This is a genomic window from Micromonospora sp., assembly GCF_048594385.1.
Lineage (GTDB): Bacteria > Actinomycetota > Actinomycetes > Mycobacteriales > Micromonosporaceae > Micromonospora > Micromonospora wenchangensis.
Genome location: NZ_JBMDWU010000432.1, coordinates 21,518 through 37,382, shown reverse-complemented (window position 1 = coordinate 37,382; position 15,865 = coordinate 21,518). Strand labels below are relative to the sequence as shown.

The window sequence follows — 15,865 nt, the reverse complement described above, 5'->3', positions numbered from 1 at the left end:
GGGGGGGGCGGCCCCGCCCCCCCCCCCCCACCACTCTAGGTGACTGGCCTTGGGTGGTGGGGGCGCCGCTCAGCGTCGTCGACGCCGGGCCGCGCCACCCGCCGCGAGTGCCGTCCCGACCGCCAGCGCCGTCCCGGCCGCGACCGCCACCCCGGTCCCGATCGAGGCGGCCGTCCGTCCGGCCGGTACGGCGGACCGGCGCAGCAGGGCGGACAGCTCCGGCAGCCAGCCGCCGCGCACCGCCGCGCCGGCCGGGTCCGGGGCGAACACGACGCCGTCGTGCGGGGCGACGGCCTGCCCGGTGAGCCCGCCGCGCCGCATCAGCGGCCCGACGAGCGCGTCGTAGACGCCCGGCAGCAGGGTGAAGCCACCCCGCATGAGCAGGTTGACCCGGCCCACCGACACCTCCCGGCGGGGCCGGTCGGCGCAACGCGCGATGGCCCGCGCCACCCGCTGCGGGGTGGTGATCGGCAGCGGGGGCCGGCCGGCCCGCCCCAGGTAGTTCGCCGCCCGCTGGTAGACCGGGGTGTCCACACTGCCCGGGGTGACCAGGCAGACGTGCACCCCGGGCAGCTCCCGGGCCTCCTGCTGCACGGTGCGGACCAGCCCCTGAAGGCCCCACTTGCTGGTCACGTAGCCGCTCATGTAGGGGGCGGTGACGTGCCCGAGGACCGAGCCGGTGAGGATCAGGGTGCCCCCGCCGGCCGCCCGGAACCGGCGCAGCGCCACCCGGACGACGCCGGCCGCGCCGAGCAGGTCGGTGCGGACCACCCGGTCGAAGACCTCCGCCGGCAGTTCCTCGAACCGGCCGTAGGCCATCACCGCCGCGGTGTGCACCCACACGTCGATCCGGCCGAACTCGCGTACCGCCGTGTCGGCCAGGGCATCGAGCATGTCGGGGTCGGTGACGTCGGTGGGCACCGTGCGTACCCGCCCGGCGCCGGCGTCGTGGCACTCCCGGCGTACCTCGGCCAGGCTTTCGGGGGAGCGGGCGGCGAGGACCAGCAGGTCCCCGCGCCCGGCGAACTCCAGGGCCGCCGCGCGGCCGATGCCGCTGGTGGCCCCGGTGACCACCACCACCCGGCTCACGGAGCGAGTACGACCTTGACGCAGCCGTCCTCCTTCTTCTGGAACATCTCGTACGCCTTCGGCGCGTCCACCAGCGGCATCCGGTGGGTCCGCAGGTCCTCCACGCCCAGCGGGTCGTCGTCGCCGGACAGCAGCGGCAGGATCTCGTCGGTCCACCGGCGTACGTGGCACTGGCCCATCCGCAGCTGGATGCCCCGGTCGAACATCTCCATCAGCGGCATCGGGTCCACCTCGCCGCCGTACACCCCGGAGATCGAGACGGTGCCGCCGCGCCGCACCGCCTTGAGGGCGGCCTTGAGCACGGTCAACCGGTCCACACCGACCTTGTCGATCATTTTGTCGGCCAGCTTGTCCGGCAGCAGCCCGGCGGCGTGCTGGGCCAGCTTGCCGCTGGTCGAGCCGTGCGACTCCATGCCGACCGCGTCGATCACCGCGTCCGGGCCGCGCCCGTCGACCAGGTCGATCAGCGCGCCGGGCACGTCGTCGAGCTGGCTGACGTCGAGCGTCTCGATGCCGTGCCGGCGGGCCATCTCCAGCCGCTCCGGCACCAGGTCCAGCCCGATCACCCGGCCCGCGCCGAGGTGCCTGCCGATCCGGGCGCAGAACTGCCCGACCGGGCCGAGCCCGAACACGGCCAGGGTGCCGCCGGGCGGGGTGTCGGCGTACTTCACCGCCTGCCAGGCGGTCGGCAGGATGTCGCTGAGGTACAGGTAGCGCTCGTCGGCGCCGGTCTGCGGGATGGTGATCGGGCCGAACTGGGCCTGCGGGACCCGCAGGTACTCGGCCTGCCCGCCGGGGACCGAACCGTAGAGGGATGTGTAGCCGAACAGCGACGCGCCCTTGCCCTCGGCGGTCACCTGGGTCGTCTCGCACTGGGCGAAGAGCTGCCGCTCGCACATCCAGCAGTGCCCGCAGGCGATGTTGAACGGGACGACCACCCGGTCGCCGGGCTTGAGCCGGGTCACCCCGGAGCCGACCTCCTCGACGATGCCCATCGGTTCGTGCCCGAGGATGTCACCGGGCTTCAGGTACGGCCCGAGCACCTCGTACAGGTGCAGGTCGGAGCCGCAGATCGCGGTCGAGGTGATCCGGACGATCGCGTCCGTCGGTGCCTCGATCCGGGGGTCCGGGACCTCGTCCACCCGGACGTCGCGCGTGCCGTGCCAGGTCAGTGCCTTCATCGCTGCTGTCCCCTCTCGGTGCCGTCGAGGGGTCTGCTACCCCGGCAGGGGCGCTTGAACCGGCGGCGTGCCTGCTGCCCGCGCCGGACCGCCCGGCGACCCGCCGCCGCGCATCCCGGGGGACGCCGGCGACGGCGCACCGCAGGAGAGACGACGACCGCCGCCTCCCCGGAGCCGGGGGTGCGGCGGTCGTGGTGGAGCAGGTGTTCAGGAGCCGGGGGTGTCGCCGCGCTTGGCGGTGGCGGTGAGGTAGTCCCGGTTGAGCCGGCCGATGGTGTTCAGCGGGATGCCCTTGGGGCAGACCGCGGTGCACTCGCCGGCGTTGGTGCAGCCGCCGAAGCCGGCCTCGTCGTGCGCGTCGACCATGCCGATCACCCGGGTGTAGCGCTCCGGCTGGCCCTGCGGCAGCAGCGAGAGCTGGGTGACCTTGGCGGCGGTGAAGAGCATGCCGGAGCCGTTGGGGCAGGCCGCCACGCACGCCCCGCAGCCGATGCAGGCGGCGGATTCGAAGGCGGCGTCGGCGTTGGCCTTGGCCACCGGCGCGGCGTGCGCCTCGGGGGCGCTGCCGGTCGGCGCGGTGATGTAGCCCCCGGCCGCGATGATCTTGTCGAAGGCGTTCCGGTTGACCACCAGGTCCTTGATCACCGGGAAGGCGCGGGCCCGCCACGGCTCGATGTCGATCGTCTCGCCGTCGGAGAACTGCCGCATGTGCAGCTGGCAGGCGGTGGTGCCGCGCTGCGGGCCGTGCGCGTCCCCGTTGATCATCAGACCGCACATGCCGCAGATGCCCTCGCGGCAGTCGTGGTCGAACGCGACCGGCTCCTCCCCGGCGAGGATCAGCCGTTCGTTGAGCACGTCGAGCATCTCCAGGAACGACATGTCGGGGGAGACGTCGTCGACCGGGTAGGTCACCATCCGCCCCTTGTCCTGGGGGCCGGACTGACGCCAGATGCGCAGGGTCAGGTTCACTTGTAGCTCCGCTGCGTGGGGTGGACGTACTCGAACTTCAGGTCTTCCTTGTGCAGCACGGCCGGCTCACCGGTCGCGGTGAACTCCCAGGCCGCCACGTAGGCGAACCGGTCGTCGTCGCGCTGCGCCTCACCGTCGGGGGTCTGGTGCTCGGCCCGGAAGTGGCCGCCGCAGGACTCCTCGCGGTGCAGGGCGTCGATGCACATCAGCTCGGCCAGCTCGAAGAAGTCGGCCACCCGGCCGGCCTTCTCCAGCGACTGGTTGAGCCCCTCGCCGTCGCCCGGCACCCGGACCCGCTGCCAGAACTGCTCCCGTAGCGCCCGGATCTCGTCGATGGCCTTGCGCAGCCCGGCCTCGGAGCGCTCCATCCCGCAGTGCTCCCACATGATCTGGCCCAGCTCCCGGTGGAACGAGTCGACCGTCCGGTCGCCGTTCACGGCCAGCAGCCGGGCGATCCGGTCCTCCACCTCGCGCCGGGCCTGCACCGCCGCCGGGTGGCTGGCGTCGACCTTGTCCAGCGGACCGGAGGCCAGGTAGTGGGCGATGGTGGTGGGCAGCACGAAGTACCCGTCGGCGAGGCCCTGCATCAGGGCCGACGCGCCGAGCCGGTTCGCGCCGTGGTCGGAGAAGTTGGCCTCACCGATGACGAACAGGCCGGGGATGGTCGACTGGAGGTCGTAGTCGACCCACAGCCCGCCCATCGTGTAGTGCACGGCCGGGTAGATCCGCATCGGCACCTGGTACGGGTCCTCGCCGGTGATCCGCTCGTACATCTCGAACAGGTTGCCGTACTTGGCCTCGATGGCCCTGCGGCCGAGCCGTTCGATCGCGTCGGCGAAGTCGAGGTAGACCCCGAGCTTGGTCGGCCCGACGCCCCGGCCCTCGTCGCAGACGTTCTTGGCGGCCCGGGAGGCGATGTCCCGGGGGACCAGGTTGCCGAACGACGGGTAGATCCGCTCCAGGTAGTAGTCCCGCTCGTCCTCCGGGATCTGCCGGGGGTCGCGGTCGTCGCCCTTGGCCTTCGGCACCCAGACCCGACCGTCGTTGCGCAGCGACTCGCTCATCAGGGTCAGCTTCGACTGGTGGTCGCCGGAGACCGGGATGCAGGTCGGGTGGATCTGGGTGTAGCAGGGGTTGGCGAAGTACGCGCCCTTGCGGTGCGCCCGCCAGGAGGCGGTGACGTTGCAGCCCTTGGCGTTGGTGGAGAGGTAGAAGACGTTGCCGTAGCCGCCGGAGGCGAGCACCACCGCGTCGGCCATCTCGGTGCTGATCTCACCGGTGACCATGTCCCGGACCACGATGCCCCGGGCCCGGCCGTCCACGACGACCAGTTCCAGCATCTCGTGCCGGGTGTGCATCTCCACGTTGCCCAGGCCGATCTGCCGTTCCAGCGCCTGGTACGCGCCGAGCAGCAGCTGCTGGCCCGTCTGGCCCCGGGCGTAGAAGGTGCGCTGCACCTGCGCGCCGCCGAAGGAGCGGGTGTCCAGCAGCCCGCCGTACTCGCGGGCGAACGGGACGCCCTGGGCGACGCACTGGTCGATGATGTTGACCGACACCTCGGCGAGCCGGTGCACGTTCGACTCGCGGGAGCGGAAGTCGCCGCCCTTGACCGTGTCGTAGAAGAGCCGGTGCACCGAGTCGCCGTCGTTGCGGTAGTTCTTGGCGGCGTTGATGCCGCCCTGCGCGGCGATCGAGTGGGCGCGGCGCGGGCTGTCCTGGTAGCAGTAGCTGCGCACCCGGTAGCCCTGCTCGGCGAGGGTGGCGGCGGCGGAGCCACCGGCCAGGCCGGTGCCCACCACGATCACCGTCAGCTTGCGCCGGTTCGCCGGGTTGACCAGCTTGGCCTCGAAGCGGCGGGTCTCCCAGCGCTTCTCGACCGGGCCGTCGGGAGCCTTCGTGTCGGCGATCGGCTCGCCCTCGGTGAAGAGTTCCATGTCAGGACACCAATCCGGTGAGTACGGCGAACGGGACCACCAGGTAGCCGGCGCAGAGCACGACGGCGAAGACCAGCGCGGCGGTGCGGGCCCGCCGCTCGCCCCGGGGGGTCTGCTGGCCGAGGCTGCGCAACGCGGAGAACACCCCGTGCCGCAGGTGGAAGCCGACGGTGACGATCGCCAGCGTGTAGAACAGCGTCACGTACCAGCGGTCGGGGGCGAAGTCGGCGACCACGTTGCCGTACGGGTTGCTGGCGTCGCCGACCGGGTTGAGGGTGCCGGTGGTCAGGTCCAGGATGTGGTAGATCACGAAGAGCAGGATGATCACTCCGCCCCAGCGCATGGTGCGCGCGGCGTAGCTGCCCTGGACCTTCTTGCGGTGGGCGTAGCGCACCGGGCGGGCGGCGCGGGCCCGTACGGCCAGCACGGTCGCCGCCCAGATGTGCCCGATCACGGCCGCCACCAGCGCGGTGCGCAGGATCCACAGGAACCAGACCCCGGGCAGCAGCGGCTTGCCGATGTCGCGCAGCCAGTGCGCGTAGTGGTCGAACGAGGTCTCGCCGGTGAACACCTTGAGGTTGCCGAGCATGTGGGCGACGAGGAACAGCACGAGCATGATGCCCGTCACCGCCATGACGGCCTTGAGGCCGACGTTGGAGCGGATGGGCGACCGAGTTTTCGTGATTACCACCTGACCGACGCTAGGAGCCCGGCAATCAGTCGTCCAATGCATCGAACTCGCAGTCTCGATAGCCGTAAGCTATGAAGATGCAGCTCCATCAGCTGAGGTACTTCGTCGCGGTGGCTGAAGTACGACATTTCACCCAAGCCGCCGACATCGTCGGCATAACCCAGCCGTCGTTGAGTAAGCAAGTTCACGCTCTGGAGACCACCCTCGGCGCCCCCCTGTTCGAGCGGATACGCGGCAACATCGCCCTCACCGCCGCCGGCGAGGTGCTGCTGCCGCTGGCCAAACGCATCCTCGCCGACGTCGACACCGCCACCCGGGAGGTGCAGGAACTGGTCGGCCTGCGCCGGGGCCGGGTCCGGCTCGGGGCCACCCCCAGCCTGGCCACCTCGCTCGCCCCGCCGGTGCTGCGCCGGTTCCGCGACGCCCACCCCGCCGTCGACCTGCGGGTCGAGGAGGGCGGCTCGCAGGATCTCGTCCGCGACCTGCTGCGCGGCGACCTCGACCTCGCCCTGATCATCATGCCCGCGCAGGGGGCCGACCCCGGGCTGCGGGTCGACCCGATCCTGCGGGAGAGCCTGGTGATCGCCTCGGTGGAGCCGCTGCCCGCCGCCCTGGTCAGTGGCGAACTGCGGATCACCGACCTGCGCGACCAACCGCTGGTGATGTTCCGCGAGGGCTACGACCTGCGCGACGCCACCATCCAGGCGTGCCGGGAGGCCGGCTTCGAGCCCACCTTCTCGGTCGACGGCGGCGAGATGGACGCCGTGCTCAGCTTCGTCGAGGCCGGACTGGGCATCGCCCTGGTGCCGGGCATCGTGGTCAGCCGCCGCCCCGGCATCCGGGTCACCCGGCTCGCCCCGCCCGGGGTGCGACGGACCATCGCGGTGGCCCGCCGCCGCGACGTCGTGCCCACCCACGCCGGGCGGGAACTGCGCCGCATCCTGCTCGACTACGTGCACGCGGCCACCAGCACCAGCGACCTGCCGCCGGGCGTGGAGCCGCTGCCCTGATCAGCGCCCCTCGGCGTCGTCCATCGCGCGGTAGATGCGCTGCTCGGAGACCGGATACGGGGTGCCGAGGGCCTGCGCGAAGACGTTCACCCGCAGCTCCTCGATCATCCAGCGGATCTGCCGTACCGGGGCCGAGGCGCGGCGGGCCGGGGGCAGCGCGGCCACCATGTCCCGGTACTCCTGCTGCACCGTGGCGATCCGGTCCTGCTGAGACTTGTCCCGCTGCGGGTTGGCGGTCAGCCGGTCCAGCCGACGTTCCATCGCGGTCAGGTAGCGCAGCAGGTCGGGCAGCCGGGCGTACCCGGTCTCGGTGATGAAACCGTCGTGCACCAGGCCGGTGAGCTGCTGGCGCAGGTCGGCCAGGGCGGCCACCACCGCCAGGTTGCGGGTCGCGCCGAGCCGCTGTTCCACCGCGTACGCGGCGGCGAGCACCTGACGGACCCGGCCCATCACCTCCACGACCGTGTCGACCAGGTCGGCGCGGACCCGGTCGCGCAGGGCGGCGAAGCCGTCGGCGTCCCAGGCCGGCCCACCCGCGTCGGCGATCAGCTTGTCGATGGCGGCCCCGGCGGCGTCGGCGATGAGCTGCTGCACCCCGCCGTGCGGGTTGCGGCTCAACGCCAGCTTCGCCTCGTTGCTCAGCCGCCCCTGCAGGAACTGCGCCGGTGACGGCACGGTCAGCCGCAGCAGCCGCCTGGTGCCCGCCCAGTGCGCGGCGGCCTGCTCGGCCTCGGAGTCGAAGACCTTCACCCCGACCGTCGTGCCCTCGTCCACCAGCGCCGGGTAGGCGGTCACCGCGTAGCCGGCCCGGACCTGCTCGATGGTGCGCGGCAGGGTGCCGATGGTCCACCCGGTCAGCCCGCTGCGGGCCAGCTCCGGCGCGGCGGCGGCCACCACCTGGCGTACCTCCTGGCGGAGCTGGCGTTGCAGGGCCGACAGGTCCTTGCCCTCGGCGACCGGCTGGTCCGCGTCACCGATCACCCGGAACGTCACCCGCAGGTGCGCGGGCAGCTTGGCCGGCTCCCACGCCTCCCGGGGCACCGTCACCCCGGTCATCCGGCGCAGTTGCCGGGCCAACGCGTCCAGCAGCGGCTCCTCGCCCGGGGTGATCGCGGCCAGCGCCGCGCGGGCGTGGTCGGGCACCGGGACGAAGTTGCGCCGGACCGCCTTGGGCAGCGTCCGGATCAGCGCGATCACCAGCTCCTCCCGCAGCCCCGGCACCTGCCAGTCGAAGCTCTCCGCCGGCACCTGGTTGAGCAGCGGCAGCGGAATGTCGACGGTGACGCCGTCGGTGGGCGCGGTCGGGTCGAAGGTGTACGTCAGCGGCAGGGTCACCCCGTCGGCCCGCCACTCGTCCGGGAAGTCGGCCTCGTCGACCCCGCCCCGGCCGGCGTTGACCAGCAGTTCCCGGGTGAAGGTGAGCAGGTCGGGCTGTTCCCGGCGGGCGGTCTTCCACCAGGCGTCGAAGTGCCGGCCGGAGACCACGTCGGCGGGGACGCGCTGGTCGTAGAAGGCGAAGATGCTCTCGTCGTCGACCAGGATGTCCCGGCGGCGGGCCCGGTTCTCCAGCTCCTCGATCTCGGTGCGGATCTTCTCGTTGTCCCGCCAGAACTGGTGGTGGGTCTGCCAGTCGCCCTCCACCAGGGCGTGCCTGATGAACAGCTCCCGGCTCAGCGCCGGGTAGATCCGACCGAAATTGACCTTGCGGGAGGTGACCAGCGGGACGCCGTACAGGGTGACCTTCTCGTAGGCCATCACGGCGGCCTGCTTCTTCTCCCAGTGCGGCTCGCTGTAGCTGCGTTTGACCAGGTGCTGGGCCAGCGGCTCGACCCACTCCGGCTCCACCCGCCCGGCGACCCGGCCCCACAGCCGGGAGGTCTCCACCAGCTCGGCGGCCATCACCCAGCGCGGCGGCTTCCTGAACAGCGCCGAACCGGGGAAGACCGCGAACTTCGCCCCCCGGGCGCCCAGGTACTCGTGCTTCTGGGCGTCCTTGAGCCCGATGTGCGACAGCAGGCCGGGCAGCAGCGACTGGTGCACCTTCGGGGTGTCGATCTCCTCCGGCAGGTCGGCGGCCGGACCGCGCCGGCCCCCGTCGGCCGGGGCCTGCGTCGCGCCCCGCCGGCCCCGCCGCCCGTCACCCTGCTCCGGGGTACGCAGCACCTGGCGCAACTGGGCGACGATGTCCTGCCACTCGCGGACCCGCAGGTAGTTGAGGTACTCCGCCCGGCACATCCGGCGGAACGCGCTGGAGGACAGCTCCCGCTGCTGTTCGCGCAGGTACCGCCACAGGTTGAGCAGCGACACGAAGTCGGATTCCCGGTCGGTGAACCGGGCGTGCGCCTGGTCGGCCTGGGCCTGCTTCTCCGCCGGCCGTTCCCGCGGGTCCTGGATCGACAGCGCGGCGGCGATCACCAGCACCTCGGTGGCGCAGCCGTTGCGTTCGCCCTCGATGACCATCCGGGCCAGCCGGGGGTCGACCGGGAGCTGGGCCAGCCGCCGACCCAGCGGGGTGAGCCGCTTGGCCGGGTCGGTCTCGGTCGGGTCCAGCGCGCCCAGCTCGTGCAGCAGGTTGACCCCGTCGGTGACGTTGCGCCGGTCCGGCGGGTCGATGAACGGGAACGCGGCGAGGTCACCGAGGCCGATCGCGGTCATCTGGAGGATGACCGACGCGAGGTTGGTGCGCAGGATCTCCGGGTCGGTGAACTCCGGCCGGGAGGCGAAGTCCTGCTCGTCGTAGAGCCGGATGCAGATGCCGTCCGAGGTCCGGCCGCAGCGGCCCGTGCGCTGGTTGGCCGACGCCTGGGAGACCGGCTCGATGGGCAGCCGCTGCACCTTGAGCCGGCTGGAGTAGCGGGAGATCCGGGCCGAACCCGGGTCCACCACGTACTTGATGCCGGGCACGGTCAGCGAGGTCTCCGCGACGTTCGTGGCGAGCACCACCCGGCGGCCGGCGTGCGGGGCGAAGACCCGGTGCTGTTCGGCCGCCGACAGCCGGGCGTACAGCGGCAGGATCTCGGTACCGAGCAGCGCGCGTTTCGACTGGGTCAGCTTGCCCAGCGCCTCGGCGGTGTCCCGGATCTCCCGTTCGCCGCTGAGGAAGACCAGGATGTCGCCCGGCCCCTCGGCGGCCAGCTCCTGCACCGCGTCACCGATCGCCTGGATCTGGTCGCGGACGTTCTCCTCGTCGTCGCCCCCGTCGTCGTCGCCCTCGGCGACCTCCACCAGCGGGCGGTAGCGCACCTCCACCGGGTACGTCCGCCCGGAGACCTCGACCACCGGCGCGGGCCGCCCGTCGGCGTCGGCGAAGTGCTTGGCGAACCGGTCGGTCTCGATGGTCGCCGAGGTGATGACCACCTTGAGGTCGGGTCGCCGGGGGAGCAGCTGGCGCAGGTAGCCGAGGATGAAGTCGATGTTGAGGCTGCGCTCGTGCGCCTCGTCGATGATCAACGTGTCGTACTGGCGCAGCATCCGGTCGGTCTGCAACTCGGCGAGCAGGATGCCGTCGGTCATCAGCTTGACCAGGCTGCGGTCGCTCACCTGGTCGGTGAAGCGCACCTTGTAGCCGACCACGTCGCCCAGCTCGGTGCCGAGCTCCTCGGCGATCCGGTCGGCGACCGTCCGGGCGGCCAGCCGGCGGGGCTGGGTGTGCCCGATCAGGCCGGTGATCCCCCGACCCAGCTCCAGGCAGATCTTGGGTAGCTGGGTGGTCTTGCCGGAGCCGGTCTCGCCGGCCACGATCACCACCTGGTGGTCGCGGATGGCGGCGGCGATGTCGTCGCGGCGTTCGCTGACCGGCAACTGCGCGGGGTACGTGATCGTCGGCACGGCGGCCCGCCGGGTGGCCAGCCGGCCCTCCGCCCGGGACACCTCCGCGGCGATCTCGGCCAGCGCCTCGTCGCGCCGCTGCGGGTCGCGCAGCCGGCGCACCCCGTCCAGCCGCCGCTGCAGGCGACGCTGGTCACGGAACATCAACGGCGTGAGCCGGCGGTGCAGCTCACGGGCGGTCGGGGCGTCGGCGGGCGCGGCGGGACCGGAGGCGGCTGGATTCTGCATGTCGTCGCCAAGGATAGGCAGCCGACCGCCGGACCGCCCCCGGGTTACGCCCCGGCACCCCACGGCCGCCGGTGAGCCGGGTGTCCCCCGGCCGTCGCGGTGCAGGTCGCGGGCCGGGTGGGGGCGGGTTCGCGGTGCGGTGGGTGGCCGGTCACGTCCCCCGGTGCGCTGCCCGGGAAACGGGCCGCCGCCGGGCTACGCTGAGCGCCGACGACGCGACCACGGGGGCTGCCGGATGACGACGACGATGCTGGACACCGACCGCGCGCTGGTCCAGGCCGCCACGGCGGTCGCCAAGCTGCGCTGCCGCAGCGAGAACCACACCGTCGCGGCGGCGGCCCGGACCACCGACGGCCGGGTCTTCACCGGGGTGAACCTGTTCCACTTCACCGGTGGCCCCTGCGCGGAGCTGGTGGCCATCGGCGCCGCCGCCACCCAGGGCGTGGGGGAGTTGGAGACCATCGTCGCGGTGGGCGACCGGGGACGCGGGGTGATCCCGCCGTGCGGGCGGTGCCGGCAGGTGCTGCTCGACTACCACCCGACCATCCAGGTCATCGTCGGGCCGCTGGACGCGCTGCGCAAGGTGCCGGTGGCCGATCTGCTGCCGGACACCTACATCTGGGCCGAGCAGCGGCTCGACGCCTCCGCCATCGTCCGGACGGGGCAGTGGCCGATGCCGACCGTCCCGGCGAGCCGCCCCGCCTCGGAGGACTGAGCCCGGGGCCGTCGCCCCGCCGGCCGGGCGCGTTCAGGCGTCGTGGGCCGCCACGTCCAGGGCGAGGGCGCGGGTACGCCGCATCAGCTCCGCCGCCTCGGCCGCGTCCCGGCCGATGCAGACCGCGCCGAACTTGCCGTAGGCGGGCAGCGCGCTGAGCATGTGCAGCACCGTGCCGGTCCGCCGGGTGTGGTCGTAGCGCAGCGGTGACCGCTCGACGGCGTCGATCAGCCGGGCCGGGGCCAGCCCCACCAACGACGGATCGGTGATCGAGTCGGACGCCTGGTAGACGCGCTCCGCGCGGCCGTCGGGGGTGTCGGTGAACAGCCGGCCGTCGGCGTCCGGCACGGTGTCGAGCAGGTGGCTGGCCATCACGAAACCGTGCTTGGTCCCCGTCGCGCGCAGGTTCAGCTCGCAGCCGAGCACCCGGAAGGTGTCACCCCGGCGGGCGGCGATGAAGTCGACGCCGTAGTCGCCGGTGGTGACGCCCTGCGCCACGAGGTACCTGCCGACGCGCAGGCCGTACTCGACCACGGTGGCGCGGTAGGCGGCGTCGGCCGGGAACGAGCTGCCGACGTAGGTCAACCCCGCCCCGCCGAGCACCTGGTCGTGGGTGGAGACGCACTCGACGGCACCGGCGGGGGTCACCCGGCCCTGGAAGCTGGGGCTGCGCAGCTCGTCGGCCCCGACGAACTCCTCGGCGACGATGCCGGCGTGGGGGATCAGGCCGGCGAACTCCGCCCAGCCCAGCCTGCCGTCGACGAGCCGGCTGTCGGGCAGCCGTTTGGCCACCTCGGCGACCACCTCGGCCCGGTCGGTGCCGGTGACGTCGGTGAGGTCGACGGTGGCGTTGCCCATCCCGGCGCCGTACGCGGTGCTGCTCAGCTTGAGCACCAGCCGGCGTCGCCCGGCCAGCACGAGGTCGGCGACCGCCTCGGCGAGCGTGTCGACGTCGTGGCACTCGGGGGTGCCCGCCGGCACCTCGATACCCAGCGCCCGGAACATGTCCCGGCCGGCGCTCTTGGTGCCGAGCGGGATGTACCCGGCGTCGGCCTGGTCCCCGGGGACGCCGAGGGTGGCGGCGTAGTCCTGCAGGTTGCCCGACGGTTCGAAGTAGCTCAGCGCGACCTCGTCGCCCGCCTGCCGGGCGGCAGCGACGAAGTCGGCCACGCGCTCGCGCAGCCGGGTGGCCGCCGGGTTCGTCGGGTCGAGCAGCTTGTCGCTCAGCCAACGGGGCGAGGAGTCGTCGAGGCTGCCGATGACCACCCGGTCCCGGCGGGGGTCCCGCCCGTCGACCGGCTCCTGCGGCAGCAGCCCGAGGAAGTAGTCCACCTGGCGGTCGGCGTCGATCATCCGGGGCGCGGTGAGGTAGAGCAGCGAACCGCCGCCCCGGCAGACCACGGCGACGATCGCCGCCCCGACCGGCCGTTCGGGAAACAGGGTCGACCCGCTCAACCGTTCCAACAGTTCGGGGCTGCATTCCCGGCTCTGCACGGAAACGACGGCACGACGGTTGCCGGTGACGGCCATCGCGATCATTCTCCTCGGCGGCGGAGGTCGACGGGCGGTCACGCCACCGGTGGTGACGTGACCGCCGTCCGACGGAAGGTGGGCCCGACCCTAACACCGCGACCGGTGCCCCGAGGTGACCCGCGTCCGCCCGCGATTCGCCTCCTCAGGGGGTGGTCAGTGCTTTCACCACCGCGAATGCGCCGTCCTGTTTGAGCACGGTTCGGTGGTACAGCTCGGTGTAGAAGGCGCAGAACAGCCGGTACACGTTGGTGATGTGTTCCACCACCCGTCGCCGGTCGTCGTCGGTGTGCACGAACGTCATGAGCACGTCCCACACGAAATCGGTGTGGTCGTCCTCCAGGTCGTGGTTGACGTGCGCCTGCTGACCCTTGGCCATGCCCGCGCCGAGCACCTGCTCGACGTTCTCGATCCAGTCCGGTTGGGTCATCAGCGAGACGTTCTCGATGAAGTACGAACTGGACAGCGAGGCCAGCGGCCGGCCCTCGTGTTCGAGGCCGTAGTAGAAGTAGCCCTGGAGCAGTTTGGTGGAGAACATCGGCTCGGTCGAGTAGATCTCCTCCCGGCTCACCCCGACCCGTTCCAGGTCCTTGGCGAACATCGAGTCGTGCAGCATCTCGTCCTCGGTGTACGCACACCACTTCTTGGCCAGCACCGGGTTGTGCTTGGTGAAGTAGTGGATCGTCAGCGCGTCGATCCACCGCTTCATCCGCAGCCGGAGAATGATCTCGATGACGTGCCGCTGGTAGTAGGCCATGTTGATGTCCCTGGCCCGGAAGAGGTGGTCCGCGCCCTCGACCTCGCGGTAGAACTGCTGCACCATCTGCCGCAGCAGTTCGTCGACCTCCTGCTTGAATGCGGCGTGCTCGTTGGTGGTCATGCGCTTGCCGGCCCCTGTCGTCGGTCGGAGGCCGCGGCCGGAATCGCGTACTGCCGGCTGCGGCGGGAGATGGCGGTCTTGTCGGGAAGGTGGCGGTCGAGCATTTCCAGGCCGCGGGCGACGCGCCGGACCCGTTCGACGGTCCGTGCCTCACTCGGCGGGTCGTACGGGTGTTCCTGCACGCTCGCGCCCATCTTGAGCATCACCGGCGCGGCGATCTGGACGATCTCGGCCAGCTCGTAGAACCGGATGAAGCCGCCCTTGGTGCGGTAGACGTCGGTGGGCACGTCCATCGGCAGTTCGGGGTTGAGCCGCCGGATCTCCTGGATCATCGGCAGGCCCAGGTCGTGCGCCAGGGTGATGCTGTCGGCGCCGTTCTCGGCGAAGATCCGCGCCAGGAAGGGGTTCGTCGGCATGCAGTGGCTGGAGGTCTTGAAGACCAGGTCGGCCGGGAGCAGCCCGTCCGACCGCAGCTCCGCGAGCACCCGCAGCACGCCGATGTCGTAGACGGTGATGCCCCGGCAGCCGAGCGCCGCGAGCCGCAGCGCCTCGGCCACGCAGGCGCGGATGCCGTCGCTGTTGTTGATCTGCCGGCCCATCTCCAGGCCGAAACCGGTGCGGTAGAAGGCGCTCTTCGTGTCGTACTCGGGGCGGGGGCCCAGGCTGACCACGATGCCGTGGTCGTTCTCCCGGCACAGCGCGAACATGTCGGTCAGTTCGGCGTCCGAGAGCAGGAAGGACCCCAACGTCTCGTTGAACCGGGTGACCCGGACGCCGTGCTCGTTGAGCAGTTTGACCATGATTTCGAGGTCGCGCATCGAGTTCACCGCCGGGATCTCGACGCCGAACTGGCCGCCCCCGTCGAACTCGCCGGCCGAGCGGTGGAATTCGACGTTGTCGGTGAACGGGTAGCCCTTCCCGGCCAGCCAGTCCCGTGCCGCGCCGCCGGACATGGTTACGTCGTTCACGCGATCTCCTGTCGGGGTGCCGGATTCGGGGTGATACGCAACGCCGCGGTCAGTGCCGCGCGGGCGGCCGGTGTCGGGGCGTGCACCAGGCACAGCACCCGGTCGAATTCCCCGACCTCGGCGGAGAAGAAGGCGTCGACGCGCCGGTTTCCGGAGCGTGGCCGGTACTGCCAGAAATCGCTGCCGACCGTGCCGCCGCCGTGCACGATCACCCCGGTACGGGGATCGAACCGGCACTCCGGTGACAGTTGGGCGGCCAGCCGGCCGGCCAGCCGGCGCACCTCGTCGGGGTCGGAGCCGTCGAGGGACGGATAGCAGCGGATGTCGTCGTGCACGGTGAACCGGCGCATGACCGTGTACGCCTTCGGCGTGTAGGTCTTCATCGCCACCAGTTCCGGGAATTCGCCGCGTCGGCGGGTGATTTCGCGGAACAGTCGGGAGACGAGGCCGAAGGCGACGGTTCCCCCGTGGTGTTCCTCGGCGACCAGCAGGGTTTCGACGTAGGTGAAGGGCCGGTCATCGGGGTCGCGTTCGGTGGCGGCGACCAGCCCGACGCACCCCTGGGCCGTCTCGGCGGCGACGAGGTGGTCGCTCTCCCGCAGGATGTGCTGTTTGGTGGTCAGGTAGTCGGCCACCCGGTGCCGGGGCATCGACCGGGCCAGGTCGGTGCGTATTCGGTGGACGAAATCAGGGGGGATCGATTCTGCTCCGGCGAAGTAGCGGAACCGGACATGACTCATCGGGAATTCCACCTCCGATCGAACTGGTGCGTCCCTGCGCCGTTACACATCGAGGTAGATGAACTTATTTCCGCAACACTCTACGGTCGGTGTCGGCTTCCG

At 71.7% G+C, this 15,865-nt stretch carries 12 protein-coding genes; 2 read left to right on the top strand and 10 right to left on the bottom strand.

The window, feature by feature from the left end:
* Nucleotides 1–69 precede the first annotated feature (69 nt).
* The 5 genes from ACOJTC_RS23570 to ACOJTC_RS23550 all read right to left on the bottom strand — a co-directional run bounded on the left by ACOJTC_RS23570 (nucleotide 70) and on the right by ACOJTC_RS23550 (nucleotide 5,906).
* Entirely contained in the window at nucleotides 70–1,089 is a 1,020-nt protein-coding gene (locus ACOJTC_RS23570; RefSeq protein WP_420118521.1) for an SDR family NAD(P)-dependent oxidoreductase, read from the bottom strand.
* The gene (locus tag ACOJTC_RS23565) at nucleotides 1,086–2,270 is read right to left on the bottom strand and encodes a zinc-dependent alcohol dehydrogenase (protein WP_204927931.1); all 1,185 of its coding nucleotides are present in this window, start codon (nucleotides 2,268–2,270) and stop codon (nucleotides 1,086–1,088) included. Before ACOJTC_RS23565 ends, ACOJTC_RS23570 begins: the two co-directional genes overlap by 4 nt.
* Nucleotides 2,271–2,477: 207 nt before the next feature.
* Nucleotides 2,478–3,239, bottom strand: coding sequence for a succinate dehydrogenase/fumarate reductase iron-sulfur subunit (locus tag ACOJTC_RS23560; RefSeq protein ID WP_420118520.1), 762 nt, complete (start codon nucleotides 3,237–3,239; stop codon nucleotides 2,478–2,480).
* The gene (locus tag ACOJTC_RS23555; protein ID WP_204927930.1) at nucleotides 3,236–5,173 is read right to left on the bottom strand and encodes a fumarate reductase/succinate dehydrogenase flavoprotein subunit; all 1,938 of its coding nucleotides are present in this window, start codon (nucleotides 5,171–5,173) and stop codon (nucleotides 3,236–3,238) included. Before ACOJTC_RS23555 ends, ACOJTC_RS23560 begins: the two co-directional genes overlap by 4 nt.
* Before the next feature lies 1 nt (nucleotide 5,174).
* Nucleotides 5,175–5,906, bottom strand: coding sequence for a succinate dehydrogenase cytochrome b subunit (locus ACOJTC_RS23550; protein WP_420118519.1), 732 nt, complete (start codon nucleotides 5,904–5,906; stop codon nucleotides 5,175–5,177).
* 29 nt (nucleotides 5,907–5,935) lie between these two features.
* Between ACOJTC_RS23550 and ACOJTC_RS23545 the strand changes: the two genes are divergently transcribed.
* Nucleotides 5,936–6,874: a LysR family transcriptional regulator gene (locus tag ACOJTC_RS23545; RefSeq protein ID WP_357934228.1), complete on the top strand. Its 939-nt coding sequence runs from the start codon at nucleotides 5,936–5,938 to the stop codon at nucleotides 6,872–6,874.
* Here the strand turns inward: ACOJTC_RS23545 and hrpA are convergent, their stop codons facing one another.
* Nucleotides 6,875–10,930, bottom strand: coding sequence for an ATP-dependent RNA helicase HrpA (gene hrpA / locus ACOJTC_RS23540; protein WP_420118518.1), 4,056 nt, complete (start codon nucleotides 10,928–10,930; stop codon nucleotides 6,875–6,877). It lies immediately after the preceding gene.
* Between the two features lie 235 nt (nucleotides 10,931–11,165).
* Between hrpA and ACOJTC_RS23535 the strand changes: the two genes are divergently transcribed.
* On the top strand, nucleotides 11,166–11,645 hold the full coding sequence (locus ACOJTC_RS23535) for a cytidine deaminase family protein (protein ID WP_364311827.1): 480 nt from the start codon (nucleotides 11,166–11,168) through the stop codon (nucleotides 11,643–11,645).
* Nucleotides 11,646–11,678: 33 nt separating this feature from the next.
* On the opposite strand, the gene ACOJTC_RS23530 is transcribed toward ACOJTC_RS23535, so the two are convergent.
* From ACOJTC_RS23530 to ACOJTC_RS23515, 4 genes are all read right to left on the bottom strand, one after another.
* Complete coding sequence (locus ACOJTC_RS23530) at nucleotides 11,679–13,175, bottom strand: peptide ligase PGM1-related protein (RefSeq protein WP_420118517.1); 1,497 nt, start codon at nucleotides 13,173–13,175, stop codon at nucleotides 11,679–11,681.
* A 145-nt stretch (nucleotides 13,176–13,320) separates the two neighbouring features.
* Nucleotides 13,321–14,055: an iron-containing redox enzyme family protein gene (locus tag ACOJTC_RS23525; RefSeq protein ID WP_088646256.1), complete on the bottom strand. Its 735-nt coding sequence runs from the start codon at nucleotides 14,053–14,055 to the stop codon at nucleotides 13,321–13,323.
* Complete coding sequence (locus ACOJTC_RS23520) at nucleotides 14,052–15,023, bottom strand: hypothetical protein (protein ID WP_420118516.1); 972 nt, start codon at nucleotides 15,021–15,023, stop codon at nucleotides 14,052–14,054. The genes ACOJTC_RS23525 and ACOJTC_RS23520 overlap by 4 nt, the downstream gene beginning before the upstream one ends.
* The gene (locus ACOJTC_RS23515) at nucleotides 15,020–15,763 is read right to left on the bottom strand and encodes a hypothetical protein (RefSeq protein WP_420118515.1); all 744 of its coding nucleotides are present in this window, start codon (nucleotides 15,761–15,763) and stop codon (nucleotides 15,020–15,022) included. Before ACOJTC_RS23515 ends, ACOJTC_RS23520 begins: the two co-directional genes overlap by 4 nt.
* Nucleotides 15,764–15,865 lie beyond the last annotated feature (102 nt).